This window comes from Pseudoalteromonas sp. Of11M-6, assembly GCF_022347905.1.
Taxonomy (GTDB): Bacteria; Pseudomonadota; Gammaproteobacteria; order Enterobacterales; family Alteromonadaceae; genus Pseudoalteromonas.
The window spans coordinates 35871-62269 of record NZ_JAKRFW010000021.1; the positions used below are offsets into that span (position 1 = coordinate 35871).

Annotated in this window: 21 protein-coding genes; 11 read left to right on the top strand and 10 right to left on the bottom strand. The window is 44.7% G+C overall.

Going from position 1 to position 26399, the window contains the following annotated elements:
• The first annotated feature begins 108 nt into the window (after window positions 1-108).
• The gene (locus MHN32_RS12240) at window positions 109-2565 is read left to right on the top strand and encodes a PBP1A family penicillin-binding protein (RefSeq protein WP_239421824.1); all 2457 of its coding nucleotides are present in this window, start codon (window positions 109-111) and stop codon (window positions 2563-2565) included.
• 75 nt (window positions 2566-2640) lie between these two features.
• On the opposite strand, the gene metL is transcribed toward MHN32_RS12240, so the two are convergent.
• Window positions 2641-4989, bottom strand: coding sequence for a bifunctional aspartate kinase/homoserine dehydrogenase II (gene metL, locus MHN32_RS12245; RefSeq protein ID WP_102057632.1), 2349 nt, complete (start codon window positions 4987-4989; stop codon window positions 2641-2643).
• Between the two features lie 4 nt (window positions 4990-4993).
• Window positions 4994-6214: a cystathionine gamma-synthase gene (metB, locus tag MHN32_RS12250; RefSeq protein WP_069020523.1), complete on the bottom strand. Its 1221-nt coding sequence runs from the start codon at window positions 6212-6214 to the stop codon at window positions 4994-4996.
• Window positions 6215-6558: 344 nt separating this feature from the next.
• Here metB and metJ point away from each other — a divergent pair, with 344 nt between their 5' ends.
• Window positions 6559-6879, top strand: a complete 321-nt coding sequence (gene metJ, locus MHN32_RS12255) for a met regulon transcriptional regulator MetJ (protein ID WP_010368921.1) — start codon at window positions 6559-6561, stop codon at window positions 6877-6879.
• A gap of 80 nt (window positions 6880-6959) precedes the next feature.
• On the opposite strand, the gene MHN32_RS12260 is transcribed toward metJ, so the two are convergent.
• Both MHN32_RS12260 and rpmE read right to left on the bottom strand, forming a co-directional pair.
• A complete protein-coding gene (locus MHN32_RS12260) occupies window positions 6960-8201 on the bottom strand; it encodes a malic enzyme-like NAD(P)-binding protein (RefSeq protein WP_235367996.1) in 1242 nt (413 codons plus the stop codon).
• Between the two features lie 772 nt (window positions 8202-8973).
• Window positions 8974-9189: a 50S ribosomal protein L31 gene (gene rpmE / locus MHN32_RS12265; RefSeq protein ID WP_010607053.1), complete on the bottom strand. Its 216-nt coding sequence runs from the start codon at window positions 9187-9189 to the stop codon at window positions 8974-8976.
• A 215-nt stretch (window positions 9190-9404) separates the two neighbouring features.
• On the opposite strand from rpmE, the gene priA reads away from it, so the two are divergent.
• The 5 genes from priA to MHN32_RS12290 all read left to right on the top strand — a co-directional run bounded on the left by priA (window position 9405) and on the right by MHN32_RS12290 (window position 14473).
• On the top strand, window positions 9405-11576 hold the full coding sequence (gene priA, locus MHN32_RS12270) for a primosomal protein N' (RefSeq protein WP_102057635.1): 2172 nt from the start codon (window positions 9405-9407) through the stop codon (window positions 11574-11576).
• Between the two features lie 13 nt (window positions 11577-11589).
• Entirely contained in the window at window positions 11590-12120 is a 531-nt protein-coding gene (locus tag MHN32_RS12275; protein WP_017217264.1) for an SPOR domain-containing protein, read from the top strand.
• Between the two features lie 70 nt (window positions 12121-12190).
• Window positions 12191-12709: an ATP-dependent protease subunit HslV gene (gene hslV, locus MHN32_RS12280; protein WP_010368932.1), complete on the top strand. Its 519-nt coding sequence runs from the start codon at window positions 12191-12193 to the stop codon at window positions 12707-12709.
• Window positions 12710-12720: 11 nt separating this feature from the next.
• Window positions 12721-14049, top strand: coding sequence for an HslU--HslV peptidase ATPase subunit (hslU, locus tag MHN32_RS12285; RefSeq protein WP_239421826.1), 1329 nt, complete (start codon window positions 12721-12723; stop codon window positions 14047-14049).
• Between the two features lie 49 nt (window positions 14050-14098).
• A complete protein-coding gene (locus MHN32_RS12290; protein ID WP_010607050.1) occupies window positions 14099-14473 on the top strand; it encodes a DUF971 domain-containing protein in 375 nt (124 codons plus the stop codon).
• A 2-nt stretch (window positions 14474-14475) separates the two neighbouring features.
• Here MHN32_RS12290 and MHN32_RS12295 read toward each other — a convergent pair whose 3' ends face one another.
• From MHN32_RS12295 to MHN32_RS12310, 4 genes are all read right to left on the bottom strand, one after another.
• Window positions 14476-15024, bottom strand: a complete 549-nt coding sequence (locus MHN32_RS12295; protein ID WP_239421828.1) for a hypothetical protein — start codon at window positions 15022-15024, stop codon at window positions 14476-14478.
• A 291-nt stretch (window positions 15025-15315) separates the two neighbouring features.
• A complete protein-coding gene (locus MHN32_RS12300; RefSeq protein ID WP_130126991.1) occupies window positions 15316-17196 on the bottom strand; it encodes a methyl-accepting chemotaxis protein in 1881 nt (626 codons plus the stop codon).
• 105 nt (window positions 17197-17301) lie between these two features.
• Complete coding sequence (locus MHN32_RS12305) at window positions 17302-18354, bottom strand: MJ1255/VC2487 family glycosyltransferase (RefSeq protein WP_010607047.1); 1053 nt, start codon at window positions 18352-18354, stop codon at window positions 17302-17304.
• The gene (locus MHN32_RS12310; protein WP_010368944.1) at window positions 18351-18875 is read right to left on the bottom strand and encodes a phosphatase PAP2 family protein; all 525 of its coding nucleotides are present in this window, start codon (window positions 18873-18875) and stop codon (window positions 18351-18353) included. The genes MHN32_RS12305 and MHN32_RS12310 overlap by 4 nt, the downstream gene beginning before the upstream one ends.
• 158 nt (window positions 18876-19033) lie before the next feature.
• Here MHN32_RS12310 and rraA point away from each other — a divergent pair, with 158 nt between their 5' ends.
• Entirely contained in the window at window positions 19034-19537 is a 504-nt protein-coding gene (gene rraA, locus MHN32_RS12315; RefSeq protein ID WP_010607046.1) for a ribonuclease E activity regulator RraA, read from the top strand.
• Between the two features lie 18 nt (window positions 19538-19555).
• Complete coding sequence (locus MHN32_RS12320; protein ID WP_239421830.1) at window positions 19556-20611, top strand: arginase family protein; 1056 nt, start codon at window positions 19556-19558, stop codon at window positions 20609-20611.
• Between the two features lie 43 nt (window positions 20612-20654).
• On the opposite strand, the gene MHN32_RS12325 is transcribed toward MHN32_RS12320, so the two are convergent.
• Entirely contained in the window at window positions 20655-22439 is a 1785-nt protein-coding gene (locus MHN32_RS12325) for a GGDEF domain-containing phosphodiesterase (RefSeq protein WP_239421831.1), read from the bottom strand.
• A 24-nt stretch (window positions 22440-22463) separates the two neighbouring features.
• On the bottom strand, window positions 22464-23687 hold the full coding sequence (gene hutI, locus MHN32_RS12330; protein WP_119232052.1) for an imidazolonepropionase: 1224 nt from the start codon (window positions 23685-23687) through the stop codon (window positions 22464-22466).
• A gap of 111 nt (window positions 23688-23798) precedes the next feature.
• Here hutI and hutC point away from each other — a divergent pair, with 111 nt between their 5' ends.
• Both hutC and hutU read left to right on the top strand, forming a co-directional pair.
• On the top strand, window positions 23799-24560 hold the full coding sequence (gene hutC / locus MHN32_RS12335) for a histidine utilization repressor (RefSeq protein ID WP_138582995.1): 762 nt from the start codon (window positions 23799-23801) through the stop codon (window positions 24558-24560).
• Window positions 24561-24717: 157 nt separating this feature from the next.
• A complete protein-coding gene (hutU, locus tag MHN32_RS12340) occupies window positions 24718-26397 on the top strand; it encodes a urocanate hydratase (RefSeq protein ID WP_239421832.1) in 1680 nt (559 codons plus the stop codon).
• Window positions 26398-26399: the final 2 nt, after the last annotated feature.

Consider the following 26399-nt stretch of genomic DNA (forward strand, 5'->3'; position numbering starts at 1 on the left):
AAGACTGTGTACCATAAAAATTTAGCACACAAAAATATTAATCGTTTTTTAATCAAGATATACTAGCAGTGTCTACCTGTAATTGGGAGTCTAACTAGGGATAATTCCGTGAAATTATTGAAAAGATTTTTACAATTCGTTTTTGTTTGTACCCTTTTAGGCGTGTTGACACTTATCAGTCTTTATTATTATGTCAAATCTGACATACCAAGTGTAGAGGTTTTGAAAGATGTTCAACTACAAACACCCATGCAAGTCTTTACACGAGACGGAAAACTCATCAATCAATTTGGTGAAAAGCGCAGGATCCCTGTACGTTTGCAGGATGTTCCACTCCCCATGCGCAAGGCATTCTTAGCGACAGAAGATAACCGTTTTTACGATCATTTCGGTATTGATCCGATAGGTATCGTCCGCTCCGCTTTAGTGCTTATCACCACAGGGCAAAAAAAGCAGGGAGCCAGTACGCTCACCATGCAACTTGCCAGAAACTTCTTCTTAACAAGAGAGAAAGCCTATATTCGTAAAGTGAAAGAAATCTTTATTGCGTTGCACATTGAGCAACTATTAACGAAAGATGAAATTTTTGAGCTTTACTTAAACAAAATTGAACTGGGCAATCGCGCCTTTGGTATCGGTGCTGCAGCGCAAGTCTACTACGGTCGCTCACTATCAGAATTAACTTTAGCAGAAATGGCAATGATTGCAGGCCTGCCAAAAGCGCCTTCTGCGTTAAATCCAATCCGTAACCCAGAGCGCGCGCAATTGCGCCGGAATGTTGTGCTCGGACGAATGCTTGCTGAAAAGTATATTACCCGCGCAGAATATAGTGAGGCGACACAAGCTCCTATCACGGCTAAATTCCATGGCGCCGAAATCGAGCTGTATGCACCTTATATTTCTGAAATGGTTCGCGCCTATATGGTCGAACGCTACGGTACTGATAAAGCTTATAACTCAGGCATGAAAGTTTACACCAGTGTGGAATCAGACATGCAACAGGCTGCTCAGCATGCATTAGTTGATAATTTACATGCCTACGATATGCGTCACGGCTTTAGAGGCGCAGAAGAAACCTATTGGCATGCTGAAACGGAATCGCCGCTAAGCCATGAAAGCATTATTACTCGCCTTAAAAAGGTCAATGAAATTGGGCCGTTAAAAGCAGCTGTGGTGCTAAGCATTGCAGAGAAAACGGCCGACCTGCTCTTAAAAACCGGTGAGCAAATTACATTGGAATGGTCAGGCTTAAGTTGGGCCAGACAATACATCAGTGAAACGCGTCAAAGCTTACCACCAAAAACAACCGCAGATATCCTCGCGCCAGGCATGCAAGTGTTTGTCCGTAAACAAGACGACGGTTGGATGTTAAGTCAGTTGCCGCAGGCATCCAGTGCCCTCGTCTCACTTGACCCGCAGGATGGGCGTGTAAAGGCGATTGTGGGCGGCTACAGCTTTGAGCTTAGCCAATACAATCGTGCTACCCAAGCTAAGCGCCAGGTGGGTTCAAACATCAAACCCTTTATTTATTCGTCCGCATTAGAAAATGGCTATACCCTAGCCACCATTCTTAATGATGCCCCGATTAATCATTGGGACAGAAGCGTTGGCGTGGCTTGGCGTCCGAAGAATAGCCCTGAAGTGTATAACGGCCCAATCCGTATTCGCCGAGCGCTTGCACAATCGAAAAACGTGGTATCTGTTCGTTTGATCAAAGGCGTTGGCATAAATAAGGCTGCTGATCATTTGCTTAAATTTGGTTTCCAAGACGCAGATATTAATCGCAGCGAGTCGTTGGCACTTGGTAGTGCAGCACTGACTCCTATTGAAATGGCGCGCGGCATGGCCACTTTTGCCAACGGCGGTCACCTCATTGAGCCGTATTTTATCGATAAAATTACCGACTCATTCGGCACTGAGCTGGGTTCTGCAGAGCCGTTATTGGTCTGCGACGAGCAGCAGCTGGAAGAACAACCTGAGCGCTGTGCACCGCAAGTAATTTCGGAGCAAAACGCATTTCTGATTGCTGATGCGCTTCACAGTGCAATCTGGGGTGGCGGTAGCTGGAAACACGACACGGGTTGGAGCGGCACAGGCTGGCGTGGTCAGTGGTTAAAACGTCGTGACCTTGCTGGAAAAACGGGTACCACCAATGACTCAGTAGATACTTGGTTTACGGGCTTTAACCGCAATGTCCTCACCACAGTTTGGGTTGGCTTTGATGATGCGAGTAAATCCTTGGGTCGTGCGGCCTACAACGCTAACCTTGGTAATAATCAACTTGTTGGTGCAGAAGCCGGAGCGATTTCAGCACAACCTGCTTGGATAGACTTTATGCGTGAGGCACTTAAAGATGAGCCTTTGGCTCCGATAGAGCCGCCACCAGGGCTTATTTCAACTCGGATTGACTTAAAGACAGGGCTTTTGTCTCGCAAGAACGATTACACATCTCGGTTTGAATATTTCGAGCAAGGTACGGCCCCAACCAAGTACGTATTGGATACGGATAGCAGCACACCGTTTGACGATACCGCGCCGCTACCGACTCACGAAGAGTTATTCTAAAATAGAAATGCCGATACAGATGTATCGGCATTTTTGTCTTATACCAGTTGTATTATATCTATTTTCTTAAAAGAGTTATTTTAGATTTTGCGTCAGCCAGAATAAATCGGAATGTATTCCCGCTGCTGTCACTTCTTTACCTGCCCCCGGGCCTTGGATCACCAGCGGGTTTTGTTCATACCATTTAGTGTGGATCACAAAAATATTATCACCCGGCGTTAAATTCGCGATTGCCGAGCCATTTGGTACCTGTGCAATGCCTACTTTTGCAGACACTTTGCCATTGCTTGCAATTTCAAGCGCACCAGTATAACGAAGCGCAGCGTCATTCGCTGTGGCCTTTGCATAGTGTGTCGCATAAAAGTCATCGAGTTGCTGGCGATTTTCTAAAAACGTTTGCCATGAACCCACACTCAATGACTCAGGCATTAACGCCTCTAATTCAATATCATCAAGCTCAAGTTCAATGTCTAACTCTCGTGCTAAGATCAAAAGCTTACGCTGCATATCACGGCCAGATAGATCTTCGCGCGGATCGGGCTCAGTAAAACCAAGTTCTTGCGCCCCGAGCACTAGCTCAGAAAATGCTTCAGAACCATCATAGCGACTACACAGCCAAGATAAAGTGCCGGAAAAGACGCCTTCAATTCTCACCACTTCATCGCCACTATTTTGCAGATCAGCCAACGCAAAGTTAATGGGTAGACCTGCGCCAACACTGGTGTTGTAACGCCATAACAGGTTACGCTCTTGTAACTGCTGACGCAGCTTGGAGTACCAACCTTGTTGTGCCGTGCCGGCATATTTATTAGCGCTGATCAAATGGCAGTCATGTTCAACAAACTGTGGATACAACTCGCTGAAACGCTCGCTCGCAGTAATATCGACCACCACTTTATGCTCGTAATCTAGCTCTTTAATACGAGTGAATAGCTCTGCTTCATTATATTCGATGGCCTCATTTTGCCATTGCTGTTGCCACGATGCTAAATTCAACCCGCTTGGACAGAACAACATTTGCTTAGAACGCAGTAAGCCAACCAACTTAAGATCAAAGTGCTCACTCAGCTTAGCGACTTGGTTTTTGCATTGTTCGATAAACACTTCACCCACATTGCCAACACCAGCTACAATCACAGCAAGCTCTCTGCCTTTATTGACCAAACGTTCGTGCAATATAGCAAGTAGATCGCTATCAATTGCTTGATCGGTTAACACTAAGCTGTAATGGCGCTCTTGCAGCACAAAACGGGTGACAATCGCATGTTCATCCAATAATTCCAGAGCTTGCTGATGTAAGCCAGCAACATCCTGACTTGGGGCAACAATAGCAAAGCCTTGTACTTGCGACTCAATAATATTGGCTCGCGAATCCAGCGCTTTAATCACAACATGGCTAAACTCAGATGGCACCAGTAAGTGTGCCTCTCCACCTTTAACAAAATGATGAATGCTATGTTGAATAAGCTGGCTTAGCTGTTTCACTTCACCACTTTTTAGCTGCTCAACGCGTAACAGGTCAAGTTGTCCAAAAGTGGTAATAAAGCGCTTCTCTTTGCTATAGCCTGCCTTTACTATCTCAGTGCCAAGTGCATCGGCGTCAAAGCTGCTGCGAACTTGCAGTTTTATATCAGTATCTTTAAGTGGAGACAGCGTTTTTGCATGTAGTACTGGATTACCTAATCGTGCGAGTAATTCAGCTTGGCCACGACATACCTTTGTGTATTTTATGGCATTGGCGACTTTACGTGGATCAGTGCTGAATACACCCGTTGTATCCGTCCAAATTGATACTTGAGCCGCATCAAGATAACTTGCCAACAAAGTCGCGCTATAGTCACTGCCATTTCGGCCTAAAGTCACCGTTTCACCTTGTGCATTTGCGGCAATAAAACCGGTAACGATATAGATAGCGTGATCATCAATTGCGCGATAGCACGCTTCTTTGTTATGGGCGTGTAGTAACACCCCCTCTTGTTGTACAAATAACGTACGAGCGTCGATAGCTTTGGCTTCGATACCTTGAGAACTTAGGTAGTTTGCTAATATACGAGCCGACCATAGCTCTCCATGTGCAAGTAAACTCGCGTAGTGAAGATGCTGTTCTTCTCGTCCTGAAGCGATTGCTTGCAGCTCATTGACAAGCTGTTTGAGTAACACACTGTGTTGTTCACCTACAAACAGGGCATCAATTAATTCACGTTGATGATTTTCAACTTGTAATAAAACATCGTTGAATGCGCGAACATCTTGCTGCTCAAAGCTTTGCCATAACTTCACTAGGGTATTCGTTGTTTTTCCTGCAGCAGAAACCACAACACTGTCACCTAGTTGACATTGCTCTAACACTATCTTGGCAACCGCCTGATAACGCTCTGGCGAGCTTAAACTCGAACCACCAAACTTATGTACTACTTTTGCCATTTACTCACCATAACGCTACTGTATGTGCCGGCGTTAATTTGAATGACTTAGCATCATCACTCGCCTGACTTTCATCAATACATGCAAATCCCGATTCCAGATCTGCAATGAGATCCTGTGCATCTTCAATGCCTACAGAAATACGAATCAACGTGTCGCCCACTCCCGCTTCTAAACGTGCTTGCGGATCCATACCCGCGTGTGTCATCGTCGCTGGATGACAAATAAGACTCTCAACCCCACCTAAAGATTCTGCCAATGAAAAGTGCGTTAGAGACGTTAAAAACTTCGCAGATGTTTGCAGATCGCCTTTGATATCAAAGCTCACCATGCCACCAAAGCCGAGCTGTTGTTTTTTCGCAAGTTCGTGTTGAGGATGCGACTCAAGGCCAGGGTAATAAACTTGGCTAACATACGGCGACTTTTCTAAATATTCCGCAATAAGCTGAGCATTTTCTTGATGTTGGCGTAAACGCACATTTAAGGTGCGCAGTCCACGTAGGGTAAGGTAACTATCAAAAGGTGCACCGGTAATACCGATATTATTCGCCCACCAAGCTAACTCATCACCCAATTCCTGTGTACGCGCGATCACCGCGCCCCCCACTACATCAGAATGACCATTGATATATTTAGTGGTTGAATGCACGACGACATCCACGCCAAAGGCAATGGGGTTTTGTAATGCAGGAGACAAGAAGGTGTTGTCAGCGGCGACCAAAGCCCCCACAGCGTGTGCTGCATTTACGACAGCTTCTATATCCGTTAACCGCAAAATTGGGTTACTTGGTGTTTCAATCCAAACTAATTTAGGTTTGATCTGCTGCAGCTGTGCAAGACTTTCTGATTGTGTGAGATCCAAGACGGCTAATTTGAGCAATCCACGCTTTGCAAGCGATGTAAACAAGCGATAGCTACCACCATAGCAGTCATGTGGAATAACCAGCGTATCGTCATGGTTAAGCAGTTGAGTTACTAGGTGAACGGCAGCCATGCCAGTGGCGGTAATAATACCACGAGCACCACCTTCAAGTTCGGTAAGTGCCTGTGCAAGCACATCACGATTAAAGTTACCGCTGCGGCCATAATCGTAGTCGCGTTTGGTATCAAAATCGGCAAAAGAATAGGTGGTAGAAAGGTAAAGCGGTGGCACTACTGCCCCATGTGCTTTATCAGCTTCTATACCGTGACGCACTGCTACCGTCGATTTATTAACTTGACTCATAAGGTCACCTAGATAGTTGGATGTTTAGACGTCTAAAAGGTTAGAGCAACAGAAACCAGAAGTCAAAACATTTATACTGCTAAATGGCTAAATAACTAGTATTTGACTATCTTTTTTAAACCGATAAAATTTCGCCACTCTAGGCGTTGCTAATACGACTGAGTTATTGAAAACTATGGCAGAGATTCTTCTATCTCGCTATGGCGGATTAGTTTATTCATCTATTTGAGTTTGGGATTTATCTTTAATTCGTAAGGTTATCCCTATATTCATGCGGTTGGTGAATAATGTAGACCAGAACCCAGTCATATTGGCATTGATGTAACTGAGGCAAGTACACAATTATGGCAAAATGGAACGGTGAGTATATTCACCCATATGCAGAACACGGTAAGAAAGCAGAGCAAGTAAAAAAGATCACGGTGAGCATACCTCTGAATGTACTCAAAGTGCTAACTGATGAGCGTACACGTCGCCAAGTGAATAACTTACGTCATGCCACGAACAGTGAGCTTTTATGTGAGGCGTTTCTACATGCCTTCACAGGCCAGCCACTGCCGAGCGATGAAGACTTGAGAAAAGATAATCCAGAGCGTATTCCTTTAGAGGTAAGACAAATAATGGAAGAGCGCGGTTTGGAGATCCCAGAAATAAACGAAGAGTGATAACTACTCTTTCGCTCTGGAAATACAGACACAAAAAAAGCCTCAATCGAGGCTTTTTCATTGGAATAATACCAATGGTATTATTCCATATATCCAGCTGGCATATCGATTTGTGCCACGCCTGATTCAATTGCAGCTATCGCTACCGCTTTTGCGATACGAGGTAACAAACGTGGATCCATTGGTTTTGGAATAATATACTCAGGACCAAACTCTAGACTATCTACGTCAGCCGCTTTTAACACTTCAGCAGGTACAGGCTCTTTCGCAATCGTTCTAATTGCTTCAACCGCTGCAATCTTCATCTCGTCATTGATAGCGGTTGCGCGTACATCAAGCGCACCACGGAAGATAAACGGGAAACACAGTACGTTATTTACTTGGTTTGGATAATCCGAGCGGCCTGTCGCCATGATCAAATCATTACGTGCACCGTGTGCAACTTCAGGGCTGATCTCAGGGTCTGGGTTAGAACAAGCGAATACCACTGGCTTGTCAGCCATTAGCTTTAGATCCTCAGCAGAAAGTAAGTCTGGGCCAGAAACACCAACAAATACGTCCGCATCTGCAATCACGTCTTGTAACGTACGCTTATCCGTGTTGTTTGCAAACAGCTCTTTGTATTCATTTAGGTCATCACGACGAGTATGGATCACGCCTTTTCTGTCCAGCATATAGATGTGCTCACGTTGGGCACCGCATTTGATCAGTAATTCCATACAAGCAATAGCGGCTGCACCCGCGCCAAGACACACAATAATCGCATCATGAATATCTTTACCTTGGATTTCCAACGCATTCAGCATACCCGCAGCGGTTACAATTGCAGTGCCGTGCTGATCATCATGGAATACAGGAACGTCACAACGTTCAATTAGCGCGCGCTCAATTTCAAAACACTCTGGCGCTTTAATATCTTCAAGGTTAATACCACCAAATGTGTCTGCGATATTTGCCACAGTATTGATGAAGTCTTCAGTGGTGTTGTGCTTAACTTCGATATCGATTGAATCAAGGCCCGCAAAACGCTTAAATAATAGTGCCTTACCTTCCATAACAGGCTTTGACGCCAAAGGACCTAAGTTACCCAAGCCAAGAATTGCCGTACCATTACTGATCACCGCAACCATATTTCCTTTACCCGTGTAACGGTATGCATTCGCCGGATCAGCCGCGATTTCACGTACTGGCTCTGCAACACCTGGGCTGTATGCAAGTGCTAAGTCTTTTACGGTCTCGGCAGGTTTAGTGAGTTCAACACTGATTTTACCTGGAACGGGCTTCTCGTGATAATCTAGAGCTTGTTGACGAAAGTCTGTCATGGCGCGATATTTTCCTACGAAGTTAATGTGAGAGTGTGGTAAACGTTCGCATTCTGAATGTTGGCAACCTAGCTAGCTGGTTACAGCAACACACAGTGCGATTAACTATATGAGCGACGACATTCAACCACTCAACAAGCGTATGTGCTTTGCTGTCGCGGTATGTCAATAGGACATATAGTTAATCGACCGTATTCACACAATACCGAGTTTTGCTCATTATTCAAGTAAAATCAGGTCTATCCACTAGCATGGTATTTTCTATACTTTTCCGAGAAGATAAGCTCAATTTTAAGAAATATTTCACAAATAAAATGACTAAAACTTAAAAAACAAGACGCTAAAACCAGCACAGAATGTATAAAACTAGCACAAATGTACACCAACTATAAAAACAATAAGAAAATTGCAACTTAACTAACTTTAACGTCAAGATACCGACATTTAATCGCAATATACTGACTTTAGTTTATATTACGTGCTCATACCTGATAGTATTTACTATATGAGCTTTGATTATTTTCACAACTTAAGCTCGTAAATGTTCAATATTTATCTGCTAAATAGAGTTTTTACTCTACCCAAGAGATCAGTAAAGTTTTGCTGCCAAACTGGCAAGTTTTTTATTTTAGAAGAATAAAAGAGACAATAAGACGGGATGACTGACGGTCTATCTGCTGATGCAGAATAGGATGTATAAATCGAGAAGGTATTTTCAAACAGGCACAAAAAAAGCACCCTAAAGGTGCTTTTTTCGACTAGACCAACAAGATTACTTCTTGCTGCTAAGTGCACCGAAACGCTTGTTAAAGCGATCTACACGGCCACCTGTGTCAAGGATCTTCTGCTTACCAGTGTAGAACGGGTGACATGCAGAACATACGTCTAGGTGAATATCTTTACATAGCGTTGAACGAGTTTCGAACTTGTTACCGCAAGAGCACGATGCAGTGATCGTCTCGTAATTAGGGTGAATACCTTCTTTCATAGCAACCTCTAGTTAAGGCCGTATCGCTCTCCAAACCCGAAGTCTGGCACCATACGTAGTTATACAAAAATGTGGACGCGTATTTTAGTGCTTAACTGAACAATCTACAAGCAATATTTCAGAGTTTTTTTATCACCTTCGCAGAGTACGTTTTCAATTCGTACCACCTTAGGTATATACTTCGTCACTGCGCTCACTTTATGGAATTGTAATACATGCTCATTCTTGAAGTAGCTTTAAAGCTGCCACTGCACCGAACATTCGACTATTTGCTAGCACCAACCATGCAAGTTGAAGCAGGAATGAGAGTCACCGTCAATTTCGCCAACCGTCGCTGCACAGCGATTGCGCTTGCTAAAAAAGACGACACCGATGTACCAAAAGAAAAACTCAAGCAAATTATTGAGGTGTTGGACGAGCATCCTGTCTTTAATCAAGCACAACTTAGCTTTTTACACTTTGTCTCTCAGTATTACTGTCATCCAATTGGCGATACCTTATTCACAGCACTACCGGCGGTACTCAGAGATGGAGGAAGCCCAGACAAAACTCAGATCCCTATCGTCAGATTAACGGAAAAAGGGCAGAAACTACCAACACTGCGAGCCAAAAAGCAACAAGCGCTGCTTTCTCAATTACATGAAGGTGGTGCAATAAAATTAAGTGAACTCAAAGCGCTCGGATTTGCTAGCCAAACAATTAAAGCATTGGAAGAAAAAGCGCTTATCTCACAATCTATTGAGCATGATAGTGATTGGTCGCAAAACGAATTACAGCTAGGCGAAAAGCCACGCCTAAACGACCAGCAAGCGACTATTTGCAGCGCCGTTAATGCACAAGTCGGTTACCGTACCTTTTTAATCGAAGGTGTAACGGGAAGTGGTAAAACCGAAGTCTACTTACAGAGCCTTGAAAACATAATAAAAGCGGGTAAACAAGCACTGATCTTGGTGCCTGAAATTGGACTCACACCGCAAACAGTCAACCGCTTCAAAAAGCGCTTTAATAACCTGCCCATTGATTTATGGCACTCAAATCTAACCGATAATGAGCGCCTACATACTTGGCGTCGCGCCGAAAAGGGTCTGAGCGCTTTGGTTATCGGTACTCGCTCGGCCATTTTTTTGCCATTTCAAAATCTCGGCATGATCATCGTTGACGAAGAGCACGACAACTCGTTTAAACAGCAAGAAGGCCTGCGCTATCACGCCAGAGATCTCGCTGCATTTCGAGCGCATCAGGCACACTGCCCTTTGCTTTTGGGAACCGCAACACCGGCATTAGAAACATTACACAAAGCCATTACCAACAAATATCAACTCGTCACACTGAGTAAACGAGCGCAGACCCAGCACGACAACCAATTTCACCTTGTCGACATGAAAGGTCAGCCAGAACAAGGCGGGTTTTCACCAATGAGTTTACATTGGATGGAAAAAACACTCGCTCGCGGTAAGCAAGTTATGGTGTTTCTAAATCGTCGGGGCTTTGCACCAACATTGATGTGTCACGAATGCGGATGGCTTAATACCTGTAAACATTGCTCTACTAGCGCCACGTACCATAAAAACATGAACCGCTTGGTATGCCATCATTGTGGTGAACAGGACTTTGTACCGAGACAGTGTCCAGATTGCGGCAGCACCCAAATCATGCCCACAGGGCTTGGTACAGAACAACTCGAAGGCTTCTTAAGCGAACGCTTCACTGATATTCCCGTCACTCGCATTGACCGAGATTCTACGCGCCGTAAGGGCAGCCTTGAAAGCGCCCTTGAAGAAATTAATCAAGGTGGCGCGCGAATTCTGGTCGGCACTCAAATGCTTGCCAAGGGCCACCACTTTGCCGATGTCAGCCTTGTGATTATCTTGGATGTGGACTCAGGACTTTACTCTTGTGACTTTAGAGCAACCGAGCAAATGGCACAGCTCATTACGCAAGTTGCTGGACGAGCCGGACGTGCCGGTGAAGCGGGAACCGTGTTATTGCAAACGCATTTTCCAGAACATCCATTATTGCAAGATTTAATTAATAATGGTTATGGCGACTTCGCGCGATATGCCTTACAAGAGCGTGAAGAAGCTATGCTTCCCCCCTTCGCACACTTAGCTATCATCCGCGCCGAGGCAACAAATATAAATACAGTATTGCGCTTTTTGTCGGATTTGGTTCCAGCTACCCCCTATCCTGGTATACAATTGCTGGGTCCAATTCCAGCACCACTTGAACGAATAGCTGGAAAGTTCAGATATCAATTACACATACACGCACAACAACGCACTGTGCTGCGGGACTACCTTTCGCAACTTGCGCGCTATATCGCTACGCATGAGTCTGCCAATCGAGTACGCTGGAGCATAGATGTTGATCCAATGGATAGCTATTAAAATCAAATAACCTATGGCACAGCACGATTACATCAATAAGAAACCTAAAGGCAAGGGGAAAGACAAGCCAGAAAAATCGGCGAAATTTCCTGTTATTGCTGCTATTTTTGCATTTCTACTAATCGGAGGGTTTGCCTACGGTCTTTGGTTTATAAAAACCAATGCCGATCCTAAAGAAGTAGAGCAAGCCAAAAACCCACACCCAGTTGCAGAGCAAAAGGTTATTAAACCAAAACCTCGCCCACCTGAGTTCATTGAAGAAATTAAAAATCATGAAATCAAGGTCGAAGTTAAAGAGATCGAGAGCAAAGGTCCCTATCAAATGCAGTGTGGTTCATTTAGAACCCATAGCCAAGCCGAAGCCATGAAAGCCAAAGTTGCGTTTGCTGGATTAATCGCGGAGATCCGTCGTACCGAAGGGAGTAACGGTGTCTGGTATCGTGTCCGTCTTGGCCCCTACGATACCAAGCGTTTAGCAGAAAGCGATAAAAACAAATTACAACGCGTTGGGATATTTGGCTGCGGGATTTGGGGCTGGACTTGATTTTTATAAGTCCACCCATATTTCCTACTAATCTAGAGTTACACGGGCACAGGCCCAGATAAGGATTACTATGACTACCATCGTTAGTGTTCGTCGCGATGACAAAGTGGTTATCGGCGGTGATGGCCAAGTTTCGCTTGGTAACACAGTTATGAAAGGCAACGCACGTAAAGTACGTCGTCTATACAATGGTAAAGTACTGGCAGGTTTCGCTGGCGGTACAGCTGATGCATTTACATTATTTGAACGCTTTGAAGCAAAGCTAGAGATGCACCAAGGCCATCTCACTAAAGCAGCCGTAGAAATGGCAAAAGACTGGCGTACCGACAGAGCATTAAGAAGGCTTGAAGCCCTACTTGCGGTAGCCGATGAAACCGCCTCGCTTATCATCACAGGTAACGGCGACGTGGTGCAGCCAGAGCATGATCTTATTGCTATCGGCAGTGGTGGTAACTTCGCACAGGCGGCTGCAACCGCACTACTTGAAAATACCGACTTAAGTGCGAAAGAAATCGTGGAAAAGAGCCTGAAGATCGCCGGCGATATCTGCGTATTTACCAATAATTTCCAAACTATCGAAGAATTGTAATAGGACTCGTCATGACAGCTATGACTCCAAGAGAGATTGTGCACGAGCTTGATCAACACATTATCGGTCAGGACAAAGCCAAAAAAGCCGTCGCGATTGCACTGCGCAACCGTTGGCGTCGTATGCAGCTTGATGAAGAGCTGCGTGCAGAAGTTACACCAAAGAATATTTTGATGATCGGCCCAACGGGTGTGGGTAAAACTGAGATTGCCCGCCGTCTAGCAAAGCTTGCTAACGCACCATTTATCAAAGTAGAAGCGACTAAGTTCACCGAAGTGGGTTATGTTGGTAAAGAAGTTGAGACCATCATCCGCGATCTAGTCGAAGTTTCTATTAAGCTAACACGTGAACAACAAACCAAGAAATTCAAATTCCGCGCTGAAGAAGCTGCCGAAGAGCGTATTTTAGATGCACTTTTGCCACCAGCAAAAGACGCTTATGGTGAGTCTCAGCCAAATGAAAATTCGTCAACACGCCAAGTATTTCGTAAGAAACTACGTGAAGGTCAGTTAGACGACAAAGAAATTGAGATCGACATCGCAGAAACGGCGCCTCATGTTGAGATCATGTCACCTCCTGGTATGGAAGAAATGACCAGCCAGCTACAGAGCATGTTCCAAAACATGTCGGGTGACAAGAAAAAGAACCGTAAGCTGAAAATTAAAGAAGCACTTAAGCTATTGATTGAAGAAGAAGCTGCAAAGCTTGTTAATCCAGAAGAGCTTAAAGAGCAAGCTATTGAGTCAGTTGAACAAAACGGTATCGTGTTCATTGATGAAATCGATAAAATTTGTAAGCGCGGAGAATCTTCTGGCCCAGATGTTAGCCGTGAAGGTGTACAACGCGACTTACTACCACTTATCGAAGGTTCAACCGTTAATACTAAACACGGCATGGTAAAAACCGACCACATTTTATTTATCGCGTCAGGTGCGTTCCAAATGGCCAAGCCGTCGGATTTAATCCCTGAACTACAAGGTCGTTTACCTATTCGCGTTGAACTAGAAGCACTAACTGCGGGTGATTTCAAACGTATTCTAACTGAGCCAAATGCATCTCTTACAGAGCAGCAACAAGCGCTACTGAAAACAGAAGACGTCACTATCGACTTTACCGATGACGCTATCACTAAACTGGCTGAAGCTGCATATCAGGTCAACGAGAAAACTGAAAACATCGGTGCGCGCCGCCTTCACACTGTGATGGAAAAGCTGATGGAAGAGATTTCATTCGATGCCAGTGAAAAGGCCGGTGATACCTTGACGATTGATGCCGCCTACGTTGAACAGCATTTAGACATGCTTGTTCAGGATGAAGATTTAAGCCGCTTCATTCTGTAAATTAAAATCAAAAGCGGAGCCTTGCTCCGCTTTTTGAGTTATACCAATTATGTATCAAGTCACCAAACTTCATTATCATACGCTCAGTAAAGTACTCGATGTTTATTTTGAGGACGGCCGCTGTTTTACGCTAAGTGCCGAATTCTTACGAACACATTCACCATCCGCCGAAGTGCAAGGGCATAGTCCGGCGCAAAAGCAACTCGTGCTAAACAAACAGAATGTCGCCATAAAGAAAATTGAACCCGTTGGTCACTATGCTGCACGCTTTGTTTTTGATGATGGCCACGACTCAGGGCTCTACAGCTGGCAATACTTATACACTATAGCTACACAACACGATGTGCTATGGCAGGAATATGTAAACGCTGTAGAAGAGTATAAAACCCAAAAGGACAGCGTACCTATCAAGTTTGTGCCTTAAATTTACTGTTGATAAGCAGCCTGATACGAAGATTTGACATTATCGACCAAGCTATCTAAAACCTTTAAATTCATCTTATTGGGGAAGAAATCAGCTTGTGCCGCTAGCTTGTTACGCATCTTCATTAGTGTCACTCGATCTTCTTTTAAAAACGCAACACTCGCGGCTATATACTCTACCCAAAGGAACTCGGCAGGATTATTCTTCGCAGAGAGCAGAAGTGCCTCTCCAACCTCTATCGCCTGTTCTCGCTTTCCCGCCATAGCGTAATTCTGAAATAAATGCCATTGCAAACTTGCTTGCTGCTCTCCAGTCATGGTTTTATATTGCTCAATGAGCATTGCAGCTTCTAAATAACAACCCTGATTATACAGTACTCGCCACCCAGAGTTAGGTGTTTGATCAAAGCTTTTATAATTCATATTAGTCATGTTATTGCGTACAGTATCGAAGCTATCTCGACATAACATCGAAGCTTGAACAGAAAAGTTTCCCATAACCAAAAGTAAAAATAGCCCCCGGATACAAGAATGACGTGTGGAGAGTTTCATTTAAATATTCCTTTTCAACATGTGATTTTCTCTTTATAAAACATACCTTTTAAAGATGCAAACCCCTACCTAAGACGATCCGGAAAATTTCTACAACAGTACATATTACTCACGATGTTGAATAGAGTCACCTTAAATGCAATACGCTTCTCAATATTCAAAATGACAATCAACCTGAACCTTAAAAATAATAAGCAAGCTCATTTCTTATCCGAGCCTCAGGTTTAATAAAAAACCCCACTATAAATTAAGTGGGGCTTTGACATTAAGAACCTCAGGTTGAATTGGTGTTTATACCTGATACTTAGCCACGGCTTCGTGTAATACGCGCGCTTGCTCTGCGACTTCTTCACTACTTTGCGCATTAGAGCGAGCATGCTCTGAGGCACCTTGCGCAATGTCTCTGATCTTAACCACGTTTTTATTCACTTCTGAAGCAACTTGGTTTTGTTCATCAATTGCCGTCGCGATATGTGTGCTCATTTCCATAATCGTTTGCACATCTTGGGTGATCATGCTGAGCAACTCCCCAGCCTTTTCGGCTTGCGACACACTTTCATTGCCTTGTTCACGACATTGTTCCATGATGTTCACCACTTCTCGTGTACGCTGTTGCAGTGTAGAAATGATACTTTCAATTTCTTGCGTGGAGTCTTGAGTACGCTGCGCAAGTGACCTAACTTCATCCGCTACAACAGCAAAACCTCGACCTTGCTCTCCCGCACGTGCAGCTTCAATAGCAGCGTTTAGCGCAAGTAAGTTTGTTTGCTCTGCAATACCACGGATCACATCCAATACCGAGCCAATAGTTTCACCGTCACGCTCTAACTGAGCAACAACACTTGAAGCACCACCTAACGATTCCGATAACTGCATGATGTGCTCAATTGTTGCTGTGACCTCACGGCGACCTTGTTGCGCATTTTCATTCGTTGTCTCGGCTTTATGCGCCGCTTCACCCGTATTATGAGAAATGTCTTGGATCGTCGCTTGCATCTCGGTCGCAGCGGTTGCAACCATATCCGCTTCGTGCAACTGCTCAGCCATACCAGTACTCGTTTGGGCTGTTGTCTCCGTTAAATGATCCGTGGCTTCATTAATAGTTGCCAACGCTCCATTCACATCAGCAATGAGATCTCTGAAGTCAGAAATTAAGCTATTAAAATCACGGGTCATAATCGTGATTTCGTCATTACCGCTTTGTTCAATTTGTAGACTTAAATTATTTTCACGACGAATGCGCTCAATGGTTTGATAAACGCGCTCTACGGGCTGAATAATTGAGCGACTAGTCGATAACACCAAAGTCATCACGATAATACCAGCCACAACAAATACACCGATGGCAAGCATCTGAGTTTTATCAACGTTTTCTTTGATCTCTGCCTTTGCCTGCTCCACGACTTCAGAGACCACCGCATCACTTTTCTCAACACTCACTTTCATCTTGCCAAGCGCACCGCTCGTTAAATCTAAGCCAAGTGCTTCTTGTGCTCGAACTAAACCCGCAAATTTGGATTGATAGGTGCTCAATAAACTAAGTAGCTTAGATTGATATTGAGCGTTAAACCCAGCACTACGAATTTCCTGAGAAAACTGTGCAACTAGCTCGTCAAAACGCTTAAGATATTTGGTATCAAAACGTAACATAAAGTCTTTTTCGGCTCGACGAAGCTGCAGCATGGTTGAAAGGAGTTGATAATTCTGCTGCTCTTTTAGTAGTGTTTCTACCTCGTGTACCGCACCACGAAGCTCACCGTAAAGAGCATCCTTTGGATGCAAACCAATTGTTTTTTGTAATTGCACCACTTTTTGAAAGTCATCGTAATAACTTTTTGCTAAGCGTTCAAATTCGTTGATCCGACCTAAATCGATATCAAAATCAGAAAAAGTACCTTGCAACAAAGCGAGCTTAGTTTGCAGCTCACGATACTCGTTTTCAAACTCATCGAGTGAATCTACCTGCTTGTAAAAAAGGAAATTTTTCTCGTGTTTGCGCATTGCTAATTCATGAATGTCGAGCTCTTCTGCATATTGAATGGTTTCATTCAATTTCAGCATAGTACGAGCTTCGTACATGATCATAATTAACATAACAACCAAGGCAATCCCTACCACTAATGCATTCACTTGCAAACGACGTCTGATAGTCAGATTTTCTAATACCGCCATCGGCTTACCTACAATGTTAATAGACTGGCTAAAGTATAGCTGAAGCCTTTCAGCCTTGCCTCATAATAGGTAATTATTCTGGGTTCATATTACAAATTAATATATTTACGCCGCTTTTACATACAAATTATTAACACCATTCCAGAGTTGATTGTGCAATAAATCAATATTGTGCCATTGACCTCCTATCAACCACTCCACTAGCAAGCTAGGATCGGATGGAAAATAAAACGATGCCTTCGCGTCTGTTCGCAGCCATTCTTCCAGCGCCCCAGCATTGAGATAATTCATCACTTGGGCATGACCGAGTTCGGCTAGCGTCTGTGCATTATTCTGCTGTTCAAATTGACCATCTAATGGTTTAAGTAGCAGTTTTTTACCGAGTTTTAATGCTTCACTAGACAGCTCAAACCCGGCATTTGCAATCACACCACTGGTATTTCTTAAGTCCTGAATAAACCCAGAACGACTCGGTTTTCTCAGGTGAATATGTTGCAAAGAAGCATTGTCGGCATCCGGGTGATAGCAGTAAAACTCCTTATCAGGGAAATCTTTTAACAACTCAATAATGCTATCCAAAGCTTCAAACGGCAGATAAACCAAAACTTTGTTAATTATCGATGCACATTGCTCCTGCTCAGCCTCGTAAGGAATAAAAGGCGGAATAATATGCTTATCAAACGGTTGCCAGTGCACCCCAAGATGAATATCAGCTGGTGCAAAATACCGGATCAGGGCTTTGTGCCAAGGCTGTACGGCAAATTGTGGAACAGCATCATATAAATATGACGCTTGATGACTCATTGCTATCACCGGAACCTTTGCCAGCTTTCCTGCCCACGCACTGACAGGCTCAAAGTCGTTAAAGATCAAGTCATAACCTGATACATCTAATTTTCTAACGTCGCGAATAAACTCACCAAACTTGAGCGACTGAAAAGTTTTTAAACGATTTAACTGGCCACGCTCGGTAACGAATGACAACCCTCGGCAACTGCGATAATCACCAAAATCATGCATATCGAAATAGTTTTCCGAAGGACGTCCAGAAAAAAAGTAGTCAACAGAAATTCCCATGTTGCGAAAGCAATTTGCCATTACCCGAGCTCGAGTCGTATGGCCATTTCCCGTTCCTTGAACACCATATAGTATTTTCATACGCTTCCTAATATCACTATCGCTAAACTTGCACAGGCAACACCCATTGCCGCACCAAGCACCACATCAAGTGGATAATGTACCCCTACAATTACGCGTGACAATGACACTCCTGAAGCCCAAATCATCAACGGAAACGCAGCTAGTGGAATTTGCTCCATCAAGCAAGTCGCATATAGCCAAGCGCCAGCACTATGCCCCGAGGGCAGACTAAACTTATCACTCGGCGTCAACAAGGCTTTCACTGCGTAGCAGTCACATGGTCGTAATCGTGCAAAACGATTTTTTAGATAGAAGTAAAGCGGCCTTTCAATTGCAAAGGCCAAAATCACGGTGAGTGCAAATTGCTGACCTAGCTGCTCCAAAAACAGAGCGCACGCAATTGCGACCAACACATAGAGTCCACCGTTGCCACTTTTGGATAGACCTAATGCTATCAATCTAAACCAGTTTCTTGGTTTAGGGCAAAACACCACAAAGTATAATGCAGCGTCCAGCTCGGCTAGTTTTGCTTTCATCATTCGAGTCACGCCTAATTGCTCACAATATCAGCATAGAAGAGCAAAATAACAAATAGGTGACACTTTTAAGACACAAATATGTAAGTTGAATCAAAGCATTGCTAAGCACAAGTATGAGAGTATACTGGTTATCGACAATCAATATTCGAGGATTCAATATGGAATACAGCACTTCTGATCTTTGCGACCACTTTGCTGATGTGGTTGATGTGCTAGAGCCTATGTTCATCAATTTTGGCGGCCAGACGTCATTTAGTGGTCGTATCACTACCGTCAAATGTTTTGAAAACAATGAGCAGATCCAAGATGTACTACAACAAGACGGTACTGGTCGTGTGCTGCTCGTTGATGGTGGTGGTTCAACTCGTCGTGCACTGGTTGATATTGATTTAGCTGAGCTGGCGGTCGAGAACAACTGGCAAGGCATCATCGTTTACGGCGCGGTGCGCCATGTTGATGAATTAGAAGAAAGCGATATTGGCATTCAAGCAATCGCTTCTATCCCAGTAGCAGCAGATAGCAGTGGCAGCGGCGAAGTCGGCATTCCCGTTAATTTCGCAGGTGTCTCTTTTTACGAAGATGATTTTGTTTACGCCGACTCCACCGGCATTATCATCTCTGCGGAAGAGTTAATTTTAGAAGATGATAACGAAGACAATTAAGCGCTAGAAGTAACAGTCATGAGTACAGCAGTCCGTATATATGATGAAAGTAATATTGCCACTTTTGTCAGTGCAAGAGCCGGTGAAACCAGAATTTGGCAAAGCATAAGCTTTTTACAATGTGATCATGACTACGCGGCTTCGCTCAGAGACGCGGCCCAATTTGGGATCCGTTACGTGTTGTTGGGGATCCCCGAGGATATAGGTCCGCGCGCCAATTGCGGGCAAGGCGGCGCCGAGCTCGGTTGGCAAGCCTTCTTAAAACGCTTTTTGAATCAGCCCGATAACCAGTTTTTGTCAGGCGATAAGGTTTTGTTGCTAGGCGAGGTGGATACCCTCGCTATTCAAACGCGTGCACTATCGCTCGATAACGCTAATAGCGAACAGCTAGCGCAGCTACGCACTCTCTGTGCTGACCTCGACAGCCAAGTTATTGCAACCCTAGCACCTATCTTTGCTGCAGGCTTGGAGCCAATTATCATTGGTGGTGGTCACAATAATGCTTTTGGTATTTTGCAGGCACATTTTGAGGCCAGCAAGCATGCCGCTGGTGCCATCAACTTTGACCCTCATGCTGACTTTCGAGCTTGTGAAGGGCGACATAGCGGTAATGGCTTCAGTTACGCGCATCAAGCTGGTAGTTTGTCGCATTATCATGTCATCGGCTTGCACGAGCACAAAAACAACCAAACAATCCTTACTCAATTGCAAAACGCTGGATTCGGATTTTCAAGTTATCAAGCGATAAAAACCAGGCAAACTCAGAGTTTATCCGCATCACTCGACAAAGCGTTGGCAACGATGCCAAGCGACATTCCATTAGGCGTAGAGTTAGACGTTGATGCCATCGTCGGTATGCCTGCAAGTGCCCTGACCTATCAAGGCTTCACAAGTAGCGATGCCGAATATTTTGTGTACCGTATGGCTCAGGCTCGAAATGCTAAATATTTGCACTTATGTGAAGCAGCCCCGGCTAGACACCCACTTGGTGAGCAGGCGGGTATCGAACATTGTGGCCAAATACTAACGAACCTTGCGAACGCTTATTTAAGTACCCGTCAACAGAGGCGCTAAACACTGTCACAGCCAAACCAATGTAAAGGTAAGGCGCTCCTAGTTATTGAGGTAGCCTTTGTTTCAGCCAACTGATCAAAATATTGCTGTTCTGTGGTCGAGAAAAGTAAAACCCTTGCGCTGCCACCGTGCCAATGCTTTTTACAAACTCGAGTTGCCCGAGAGATTCAATACCCTCGCCAATCACGCGACAGTGCTTTTCTTGATGCATCTCTACAATGCCTTTTACCAAGGATTTGGTATGCCCCATATGCTCTGGTTCTTGCGTCATATTGCGCGACAGTTTCACGTACTCAAAACGCAGTGCGGGTAATTTAGCAAGTACCAGCGGCGCATCACCAAAGCTATCGACACACATTTTTACACCCAAGTTCTTCAAACGACTGATCATCGCAATTTCTTGCTCATCTAGTTCGGCAAGCATACTAGCTGGACACTCGATAATGATAGCGCCAGGGCTTAACTGATGGTTGAGCATAGTGTAGTCAATAAACTCGATAAAGCTTTCGCTCAAGAGCTCAGCACCAAAGACATTAATACTGATGGGAACGCTGATCCCTTCCATTTTCAGTGCCAATGCAATTTCGCATGCACGCTCTAATACATATTCAGCAACGGGAATGGCAAGTCCAACTAAACGAATATCATCAATAAACTCATTGGCACTTAAAATCCCTTGCTTTGGATGCTGCCAACGCAACAATAATTCCACAAACTCAATGCTGTTATCTTCATGACGAACGACTGGATGAAAATAGAGCTCAAACTCAGATCTAAAGTTGATTTTAGCTAACTCCGACAACCTAACCTGTTGCTCCAGCCGATGAATTTGCATACGTTGTTGATACGGCACGACCTGTTGATGGCTATGCTGATGCGCTTCTGATTGTGTATCTAGCGCTAAAAACACGCAAGAAATCAGGTTCTCAAGCTGCCCCATTTCTTCATCGCAATTCACATAACTCGCACGCATCATGATCTCTAACGTACAGCTACCAACATTGAATGGCTTTAAAGTGCTGTTTGATATTTCCTCTATCAGCTGCTCATGAAAGTGCTTACCATGCTTTAACGAACATACAAACGCAAAGTTAAGACCACCTAGATGCGCCATTTTCGCAGTTTCATTGCCATGAGTGATGGCCATAACATCGCCTGATTGCAAACATTGTGCAATACGATTAGCCGACTGAGCTAGCAGCAAGTCACCAAACTCACGCCCTAAATGAAAATTTACCTGCTCGAAACCCATGAGACGGACTAGCACGAGCATACAAGGGCTCCCTCCCGTTTGGCGATATTCATTAAAAGCACGTTTAAAACTTTGCCGACCAGGTAACCCCAAACTTTCATGCTCGGTGTGGTCATCATTGTGTTCTTTCAATTCAAATTCATTTGCGCTGCTATACGCTTGATAGGCAAGGAAAAGAATATACATAAACACAATGACAATTGCGCCATGCTGGGCAGGAAATGTCCATAGATATTCAGACACAGTCCACATTACTAAAGTGATTATCGCCGCAGCACTTATCAACAATAAGCCACTTTTGTGCTCCTGTAAGCCATGGAATAGATACAGGAGTATCGTCAGAGTAAGTAAATGTAATGTAGTGATATTGCCCGTAAAGGCGAGCAGTATTGCAAGTGTTGCACTGCTAAGGTGAGCCAGCTTGAGCATACCAGAGGGGCGCTGCAACATTAATGCTAACGCCCCCATTACAATGGCTCCGGCCATGCCTGCCATCATTGGCGTAATTAGTATCGCTATTCCTTCAGACAGCAATAATTCCGTGGCTCCGCCACTAGCTGTTGAAATTGAAAGCATAATTTGTTGCTTATAAAAGGATCATTACTGATTAAGTTTACCTAAGATCCACAAATTTGACAGGTCCGCTACACCAAATTGATAACTTAACTGTGCAGGATGGGTAATGTCCCATAACGCTAAGTCCGCGCGCGTTCCAACTTTCAATACTCCACGGTCGCTCAACCCCAAGGCTTTCGCAGCATTAACCGTAACACCGCTAAGCGCTTCTTCCGGTGTCATTCTAAATAATGTGCATGCCATATTTAGCATTAATCGCAGTGAGCACAAAGGCGCAGTACCTGGATTGAAGTCGCTAGCGAGTGCCATTGCTACTTTGTGCTTTCTGAGCAAGTCAATTGGTGGTAATTGCGTTTCTCGTAAGAAATAAAAAGCACCAGGTAAAAGCACCGCAGTAACGTCCCCTTTCGCCATTGCTTCCACACCTGCTTCATCAAGATATTCAATATGATCCGCTGAAAGCCCTTTAAACTTTGCCACCAGCTCGCTGCCATGCTGATTAGATAGCTGCTCAGCATGACATTTAACCTGTAATCCCAACTGTTGTGCTCGAGTAAATACTTGCTCAGTTTGCTGATAGGTAAATCCGACGTTCTCACAAAATACATCAACAGCCGTTGCTAATTGGCGCGAAGCAACTTGTGGCAGCATCTCATCACAGACTAAATCAATGTAGGCTTGGCTATTGTCTTTGTACTCTGGGGGTAATGCATGCGCGCCCAAGAACGTGCTATGCACATCAATCGGGTGATGCTCATTAAGTAGTTGATTAATTTCTAGCAGCTTTAGCTCATTTTCAACGTCTAGGCCGTAACCCGATTTACTTTCAACCGTGGTAACCCCTTCTTTGAGTAAACTATTCAAGCGGTTCTTACCGTTAACATACAGCGTTTCTCTGTCTGCCAATCGTGTCGCCTTAACAGTACTTGCGATACCACCACCTTGCGCGGCAATCTCTTGATATGACGCCCCCAGTAATCGTTGCTCAAATTCGTTGGCCCGAGAACCTGCAAATAAAATATGCGTGTGGCAGTCGATTAACCCTGGGGTCAACCATTGGCCATTGGCTTTATGAATAGGGGTTGCTATGGCGTCAACCTCAGGTAGTTCACTACGAGGGCCTAACCAATTAATTTTGCCATCTTTAATAGCGATCGCTGCGTTTTCTATCGCACCATAAGGGGTATCCAAATTGGGATCCATAGTTGCAATATTGACATCGATAATAAGCAAATCGGCTTCTAACATCATACTTGTCCTAATCTAAATCAAATCCATATGCCAACACATTAAAAGAAACTCGCTCACTGCGAGATTTATCCATTGAGTCTATCAGGGATACTTGTATATACAAGAGAAGTGTGCCATCTTTATTTACATAAATATGAACTCGAGACAACAATTGTGCCTGAGCTTCCTAAATTTGCGCTGATAAAACAATATATTATCGATAATATTCGCGCCGCGCGCTGGCTCGAAAACGAGCGCGTGCCGTCGGAGAATGAGTTAGCTGACCAATTTAATGTTAGCCGAATGACCGCAAGACGAGCACTAAGCGAGCTAACTGAAGCCGGAATTTTAACTCGTAGCCAAGGTCTAGGTACTTTTGTTGCCAGTTTTAAATCTCAGTCTTCGTTACTTGAGATCCGCAATATTGCCGACGAGGTCAACGCACGCAATGGCAAATACTCATGTACCGTACTAACGCTTGAACTTATTGCTGCAGTAGCGCCTATCGCCATTGCACTGGGTGTAGAAGCGGACGCGCCAGTCTACAGAAGCGTAATTGTACATAATGAAAATGAACAACCACTGCAAGTCGAAGAGCGCTTTGTTAATCCACAGTTGGCACCGGAGTATTTAGACCAAAACTTTGAACTGACTACCCCTCACGAATATTTATCTCAAGTCGCGCCACTCACAGAGGCTAGACACACCGTTGAAGCAGTTATGCCATCACCAGAGGTTTGCCAGTGGCTTGGGCTTTATAATGAAGAACCATGCTTACAAATGATCCGCCGAACTTGGTCTGCAAAGGGCATTGTTAGCTTCGCGAGATTAATTTCGCCAGGCAGTAAATATCGCTTAGGTGGTCATCTCACCTTTAAGCAAAGGTCGTAACACATAAAGTGTCGCCAAATATCGCGGCAGGTAAATCAAAACGACATGGCGGCCTAGATTGCCATGCAATATAAATAGACTAACAACCTAGCGAAACTAAGCAATCGCAGCAACTAGACGTTTCACTTAGGTTGTATATACAACAGGAGAGAGCAGAATGAGTGACAACCCAAGATTAGACCCTAGCCGCGAGATCCGCGCGCCACGAGGTACAGACATTACCGCAAAGAACTGGCTTACTGAAGCGGCAAAGCGAATGTTGATGAATAACCTTGACCCTGAAGTTGCTGAGCACCCAAATGCACTAGTAGTTTATGGCGGTATTGGCCGCGCCGCTCGCGACTGGGCATGCTTCGATAAAATCGTCGAAACGTTAGACCGCTTAGAAGAAGACGAAACCTTACTGGTGCAATCAGGTAAACCTGTCGGGGTATTCAAAACTCATAGCAATGCTCCTCGCGTCTTAATTGCTAACTCAAATTTAGTACCACATTGGGCTAACTGGGATCACTTCAACGAACTCGATAAAAAAGGCCTGATGATGTACGGCCAGATGACCGCTGGTTCTTGGATCTATATTGGCTCACAAGGCATAGTGCAAGGCACATACGAGACCTTTGTAGCAATGGCAAAGCAACACTTTAATGGTGAGGCGAAAGGCAAGTGGATCTTAACGGGTGGCCTTGGCGGGATGGGCGGCGCACAACCACTCGCGGCAACAATGGCAGGCTTTAGCGCCCTCGTTGTTGAGTGTGATGAGTCACGAATCGATTTTCGTCTTAACACACGTTATGTGGACCGAAAGGCAACCACACTTGATGATGCGTTAGCTATCATTGATGAAGCGAATGCTGCTGGACAACCGGTATCAGTTGGCCTGTTGGGCAATGCAGCGGATGTGTATGCTGAATTGGTTGAGCGCAATATCACGCCTGACGTAGTGACCGATCAAACTTCTGCGCACGATCCATTAAACGGCTACTTACCGCAAACGTGGACTATGGAGCAGGCAGCCGCGCTTCGCGAAAGCGATCCACAAGCAGTTGTAAAAGCCGCAAAACAATCTATGGCGGTGCAAGTACAAGCCATGCTAACGCTGCAATCGCGCGGGGCCGCGACAACTGACTACGGGAATAACATTCGCCAAATGGCCCTAGAAGAAGGGGTTGATAACGCCTTTGATTTCCCAGGCTTTGTTCCAGCCTATATTCGTCCACTGTTTTGCCAAGGCATAGGTCCATTCCGTTGGGTTGCGCTGTCTGGCGATCCTGAAGATATTTATAAAACAGACGCGAAAGTTAAAGAACTTATCCCAGACGACCCACACCTTCACAATTGGTTAGACATGGCGCGCGAGCGCATTCAATTCCAAGGCCTGCCTGCTCGTATTTGCTGGGTTGGACTGAAGGACAGAGCGCGTTTAGCACGAGCATTCAACGAAATGGTCAAAAATGGAGAACTCAAAGCACCGATTGTGATTGGTCGTGATCACTTAGATTCTGGCTCTGTAGCCAGTCCAAACCGTGAAACGGAATCGATGATGGATGGTTCAGATGCAGTATCGGACTGGCCGTTACTCAATGCCTTGTTAAACACGGCTGGCGGTGCAACTTGGGTCTCGCTGCATCACGGCGGTGGTGTTGGTATGGGTTTCAGTCAACATTCGGGAGTCGTTATTGTGGCAGATGGCACAGACGAAGCAGACGCCCGTTTATCTCGCGTACTATGGAATGACCCAGGTACCGGTGTAATGCGTCATGCCGATGCCGGTTATGACATAGCCAAAGACTGTGCAAAAGAACAAAAACTAGATTTACCTATGCTGGAAGGAAAGTAAGT

Bases quoted from the DNA above. Each gene is read 5' to 3' on its own strand.
- metL (WP_102057632.1), bottom strand. From the start codon at position 4,989: ATGGCAAAAGTAGTACATAAGTTTGGTGGTTCGAGTTTAAGCTCGCCA.
- metB (WP_069020523.1), bottom strand. From the start codon at position 6,214: ATGAGTCAAGTTAATAAATCGACGGTAGCAGTGCGTCACGGTATAGAA.
- metJ (WP_010368921.1), top strand. From the start codon at position 6,559: ATGGCAAAATGGAACGGTGAGTATATTCACCCATATGCAGAACACGGT.
- MHN32_RS12260 (WP_235367996.1), bottom strand. From the start codon at position 8,201: ATGACAGACTTTCGTCAACAAGCTCTAGATTATCACGAGAAGCCCGTT.
- rpmE (WP_010607053.1), bottom strand. From the start codon at position 9,189: ATGAAAGAAGGTATTCACCCTAATTACGAGACGATCACTGCATCGTGC.
- priA (WP_102057635.1), top strand. From the start codon at position 9,405: ATGCTCATTCTTGAAGTAGCTTTAAAGCTGCCACTGCACCGAACATTC.
- MHN32_RS12275 (WP_017217264.1), top strand. From the start codon at position 11,590: ATGGCACAGCACGATTACATCAATAAGAAACCTAAAGGCAAGGGGAAA.
- hslV (WP_010368932.1), top strand. From the start codon at position 12,191: ATGACTACCATCGTTAGTGTTCGTCGCGATGACAAAGTGGTTATCGGC.
- hslU (WP_239421826.1), top strand. From the start codon at position 12,721: ATGACAGCTATGACTCCAAGAGAGATTGTGCACGAGCTTGATCAACAC.
- MHN32_RS12290 (WP_010607050.1), top strand. From the start codon at position 14,099: ATGTATCAAGTCACCAAACTTCATTATCATACGCTCAGTAAAGTACTC.
- MHN32_RS12295 (WP_239421828.1), bottom strand. From the start codon at position 15,024: ATGAAACTCTCCACACGTCATTCTTGTATCCGGGGGCTATTTTTACTT.
- MHN32_RS12300 (WP_130126991.1), bottom strand. From the start codon at position 17,196: ATGGCGGTATTAGAAAATCTGACTATCAGACGTCGTTTGCAAGTGAAT.
- MHN32_RS12305 (WP_010607047.1), bottom strand. From the start codon at position 18,354: ATGAAAATACTATATGGTGTTCAAGGAACGGGAAATGGCCATACGACT.
- MHN32_RS12310 (WP_010368944.1), bottom strand. From the start codon at position 18,875: ATGATGAAAGCAAAACTAGCCGAGCTGGACGCTGCATTATACTTTGTG.
- rraA (WP_010607046.1), top strand. From the start codon at position 19,034: ATGGAATACAGCACTTCTGATCTTTGCGACCACTTTGCTGATGTGGTT.
- MHN32_RS12320 (WP_239421830.1), top strand. From the start codon at position 19,556: ATGAGTACAGCAGTCCGTATATATGATGAAAGTAATATTGCCACTTTT.
- MHN32_RS12325 (WP_239421831.1), bottom strand. From the start codon at position 22,439: ATGCTTTCAATTTCAACAGCTAGTGGCGGAGCCACGGAATTATTGCTG.
- hutI (WP_119232052.1), bottom strand. From the start codon at position 23,687: ATGTTAGAAGCCGATTTGCTTATTATCGATGTCAATATTGCAACTATG.
- hutU (WP_239421832.1), top strand. From the start codon at position 24,718: ATGAGTGACAACCCAAGATTAGACCCTAGCCGCGAGATCCGCGCGCCA.